This window comes from Acidocella sp. KAb 2-4 (genome assembly GCF_020567705.1).
Classification (GTDB): Bacteria; Pseudomonadota; Alphaproteobacteria; order Acetobacterales; family Acetobacteraceae; genus Acidocella.
On the sequence record NZ_JAJDJU010000056.1, the window covers coordinates 1 to 3,771 of the forward strand.

Annotated in this window: 3 protein-coding genes and 2 pseudogenes; 1 reads left to right on the forward strand and 4 read right to left on the reverse strand. The window is 68.9% G+C overall.

Annotation, left to right across the window (positions count from 1 at the left end; genetic code table 11):
- The 3 genes and pseudogenes from LI953_RS15200 to LI953_RS15210 form a co-directional block, all read right to left on the reverse strand.
- Nucleotides 1-143 (reverse strand): annotated as a pseudogene (locus LI953_RS15200) (hypothetical protein); the annotation flags it as partial.
- 22 nt (nucleotides 144-165) lie between these two features.
- Nucleotides 166-1,461 (reverse strand): CDF family Co(II)/Ni(II) efflux transporter DmeF, encoded by a 1,296-nt coding sequence (dmeF, locus tag LI953_RS15205; protein WP_227076937.1) that lies wholly within the window; start codon nucleotides 1,459-1,461, stop codon nucleotides 166-168.
- Nucleotides 1,458-1,736 (reverse strand): metal/formaldehyde-sensitive transcriptional repressor, encoded by a 279-nt coding sequence (locus LI953_RS15210; protein ID WP_227076938.1) that lies wholly within the window; start codon nucleotides 1,734-1,736, stop codon nucleotides 1,458-1,460. The genes dmeF and LI953_RS15210 overlap by 4 nt, the downstream gene beginning before the upstream one ends.
- 408 nt (nucleotides 1,737-2,144) lie before the next feature.
- Between LI953_RS15210 and LI953_RS15215 the strand changes: the two are divergent.
- Nucleotides 2,145-3,453: pseudogene (locus tag LI953_RS15215) on the forward strand (IS1380 family transposase).
- 172 nt (nucleotides 3,454-3,625) lie between these two features.
- On the opposite strand, the gene LI953_RS15650 reads toward LI953_RS15215, so the two are convergent.
- The gene (locus LI953_RS15650; protein ID WP_227076939.1) at nucleotides 3,626-3,766 is read right to left on the reverse strand and encodes a CorA family divalent cation transporter; all 141 of its coding nucleotides are present in this window, start codon (nucleotides 3,764-3,766) and stop codon (nucleotides 3,626-3,628) included.
- Nucleotides 3,767-3,771 lie beyond the last annotated feature (5 nt).

Here is a 3,771-nt window from a genome sequence, read left to right on the forward strand (position 1 = left end):
GGCAACCACAACCACCACGAGCGCCCCTGGCGCAGTACCAGCCACGGCAGGTAGCAGCCGACGATCTCGGCGATCGCGGTCAGCACGAACAGCGCGACGACGCGCGCGAGTCGCAGCAGTTCGGTCGTCGCGGCGTGCTCCATCGGAGTCAGGCGCGACCTGGCGTCATGCGGGCCCGGCCGACGTGACCTCGACCGTGACATGGGAGAGAACGCCGAAGCGCTCGAACAGGCGCTGGTAGTACGAAGCGTCATGGGCGGCGTCGCGGCTGCGGACCGCGACGATGGCCCCCAGATGTCCGGGCCCGAGGCGCCACAGGTGCAGGTCGCGGACCTGGTCGCCCTGCGCCGCCACCAGCGCCGAGATATCGCGGCTGAGCGGGCGGTCCGGGTTCATGTCGAGCAGGATGGCGCCCGTGTCGCGCACCAGGCCGAAGGACCAGTTGGCGATGACCAGCGCGCCGACGATGCCCATCACGGGGTCCATGAAGTTCAGCCCGAAATACTTGCCGGCCGCCAGTCCGAGGATGGCCAGGATCGACACCGCGGCGTCGGCCGCCACGTGCACGAAGGCCGCGCGCATGTTGTGGTCCCGGTGGTGGTCCCCATGGACATGGTCCGACTCCTCCTCGTAGTGCAGCGTGGTGACGAAGGCTCCGGCGCCCGCGCCGGCTTCGACGCGAAGCTCGAAGGCGTGCGGCTCGGGAATTTCGTCCACCGACTCCCAGCAGTCGCCGGCATCGCGCAACGCGAATCGCTGCTGTGCGCCGTCCTCGCGCAGAGTGGTCAGCACGAGGTCGCCGGGGCCGAGGGTCGGCGTGGCGGCATCCTGGAAGCGGCGCACCTGGAAACGCGGCGGCACGCCATCCTCGAAGATGCTCAACTGCAGGCGCCCGAAGGGCGTGTCGACCGCGCGGGTCTCCTCTGCATGCTCGTGCGCGGCGCCGCCATGGCCGTGGGGATGCCCGTGGCCGTGCGCATGGTGGTGCGCATGGCCGCCGCCGCTGAGCAGCCAGGCGCTGATCACGTTGACCCCGAGTCCGAAGAAGGCGATGGCGATGGCCTGGTCGAAGTCGATGCGCACGGGGTGCAGCAGACGGTCGACGGCCTCGTAGCCGATCAGCAGCGCGATCATCGCCAGGATGATGGCGCTCGAGAATCCCGCCAGGTCGCCGACCTTGCCGGTGCCGAAGCTGAAGCGGGCATCGCGGGCGTGCCTGCGGGCGTAGGTGTAGGCCAGCGCGGCGATCAGCATCGCCGCGGCGTGGGTGCTCATGTGCATGCCGTCGGCGATCAGCGCCAGGGAGCCGAAATGCACCCCGCCCGCGATCTCCACCACCATGACGACCGAGCACAGCACGATCACCGACCAGGTCTTGCGTGCGTTGCGGTCGTGGCCCTCGCCGAGGAACACGTGGTCGTGCTCGGGCACGGAAACGGCGCGGTCGTGCCTTTCGCTCATCGGAAGTAGCCCCTGAAAACGTCCACCAACTGCTCCGCCGCCTCCGCCGCGGATGCATCCTTGTCCTTGAGCGGCTCGACCAGGTGGCTCTGGATATGCTCCTCGACGACCTCGCCCAGCAGGCCGTTGAGGGCCCCGCGGCAGGCCGCGATGACATGCATCACCTGCTCGCAGCCGGCCTCGGCCTCGAGCGCGCGCTCGATGGCGTCGACCTGCCCGCGGATGCGGCGCACCCGGTTCAGCAGCTTGGTCTTGCGGCGGATGGTGTGGCTCATGTTCCGCAGTATAGGCTACCCCCCTATGCCGTCTTGGCTGAAGTACCTCGGGGCGGGAGGGCAACCGCCGCTTGCGCCGGATGCGCCCGGAGATCTTCGGGGGGACAGAGCGCCGCATCGCCGCACTCGGCGGCGCTGTGCGCCACGCCCCCGGGCAGCGCTGCCTGGAGTGTCCTGTCCCGCCAACAACTGGCATTTCGTTCGCGTGCCTGCGGGAGCGATCGGCGGCCGCAGCCTCGACGAGGTGGCGCGCAAATTCTCTCCCGGTGCGTTCATCGCCGGAGCGGTCAAGCGGGCTCGAACACTAGCCTGGATATTTCGCGAGGAAGTAGGTCGGCCGCTTGATCCGGTCGTGCGTTTCAGAGGTATCGAGACTCGAAACGTGACGAACCAAGGAGGAAGCGGCCGATGCCAAAGTGTACCGAGGGCGTGGTGGATTTCGGGCGAGTCGGGCGCCGCGTGGTGCAGGCCGCGTTTGATGGCGGTGACATCGTCAGTGACGGCGGGGTGATGCTGCTGCGTCGGATCGACGAGCGCATCGGCCTGACGCGCGCGGCAGCGGGAGTGTTCGCTGATGGCCGTCGCGCCGCCAGTGTTCGCCACAGCATGCGCAGCCTGCTGGCGCAGCGCATCTACGGCCTGTGCTGCGGCTGGGAGGATGTGACGGACCACAACACCTTGCGGCACGACCTGGCGCTGCAGACGGCGGTGGGCCGTGCCGAGGAGCTGGCCTCGGCCCCCACGTTCAGTCGCCTGGAGCGCTCGGCCACGCCAGCGCACGCCGCGGCGCTGCATGGGGTGTTGCTGGAGACGTTCATCGCCGGGCGTGGCGAGGCCCCGCGCGAGCTGGTGCTCGACATCGACGCCACCCACGTGCCGTTGTACGGACAGCAGGAAGGGGCGCACTTCCACTTCCACTACGACAGCTACTGCTACTTGCCGCTGTACGTGTTCTGCGGCCAGGACATGCTGGCGTGCGTGCTGCGTCCGAGCTGGCGCGACCCGGCCAGTGCTCAGTGCGCTGATCAAGCCGCTGGCGCGCCGGCTGCGCCAGGCCTGGCCGGGCGTGCGCCTGGTCGTACGCGCCGACTCCGGGTTCTGCCGCCCGCGTGCGCTCAGGCGCTTCGACGCCTGGGGCATCGATTCCATCATCGGGCTGGCGAAGAACCCCACGCTGCAATGGCAGGTCGCCCTCGCCGAACAAGCCCTGGCCGAGCCGTACCAGGACTGTGGCACCAAGCAGCGGCTCATCGGCGAATTCCCCTACGCGGCGCGAAGCTGGGAGCGCGAGCGGCGCGTGATCGCCCGGCTCGAACATGGCCCCCAGGGACCCAATCCCCGCTTCATCGTCACCAGCCTGCCGGGCGATTGCACCGAGCTCTACGAACGCCTGTACTGCACGCGCGGCGAGGCCGAGAACCGCATCAAGGAAGCCCAGCTCGATCTGTTCGGCCGTCGCGCCAGCGCCCATCGCTTCGCCGCCAATCAGCTGCGCCTGCTGCTGGCGGCCTTCGCCTACACGCTCATCATTCACTTGCGCCGGCGCGCGTTGCAGGGCACCGAACTCGCGCGTGCCTGCGCGGCCACCATCCGCATCAAGCTGCTCAAGATCGGCGCGGCCGTCGTGCGCAACACCCGCCGCGTGCGCCTGCTACTGGCCTCCAGCCATCCCCTCAAGCACGTGTTCCTCAGCGCCGCCCACGCCCTGGCCCCTTGAGCGACAACGAGTGCTGTCCCCGGCACGTTGACCAACAACGGGGGCAAGGGGGCATTGCGCCCTGCGTTCGCCAATACCCACGCCTCGAGCCTTCAGACCCTCCTCCGCGATGCCAGTCGCGTCGCGCTCGATGCCAAGCCCGACGTCGATGACGCCTCGCGAAATATCCAGGCTAGACCCAGCCCGCCCGGCGCAATCGGCGGTAGACGAAGGCGCAACCGAACACCGTGGCGGCGACCGCCAGCGGGTACCCAGCCTTCCATTTCAACTCCGGCATCCATGCGAAATTCATGCCGTACAGACTGAAGATCACGGTGG

Bases quoted from the DNA above. Each gene is read 5' to 3' on its own strand.
- LI953_RS15210 (WP_227076938.1), bottom strand. From the start codon at position 1,736: ATGAGCCACACCATCCGCCGCAAGACCAAGCTGCTGAACCGGGTGCGC.
- dmeF (WP_227076937.1), bottom strand. From the start codon at position 1,461: ATGAGCGAAAGGCACGACCGCGCCGTTTCCGTGCCCGAGCACGACCAC.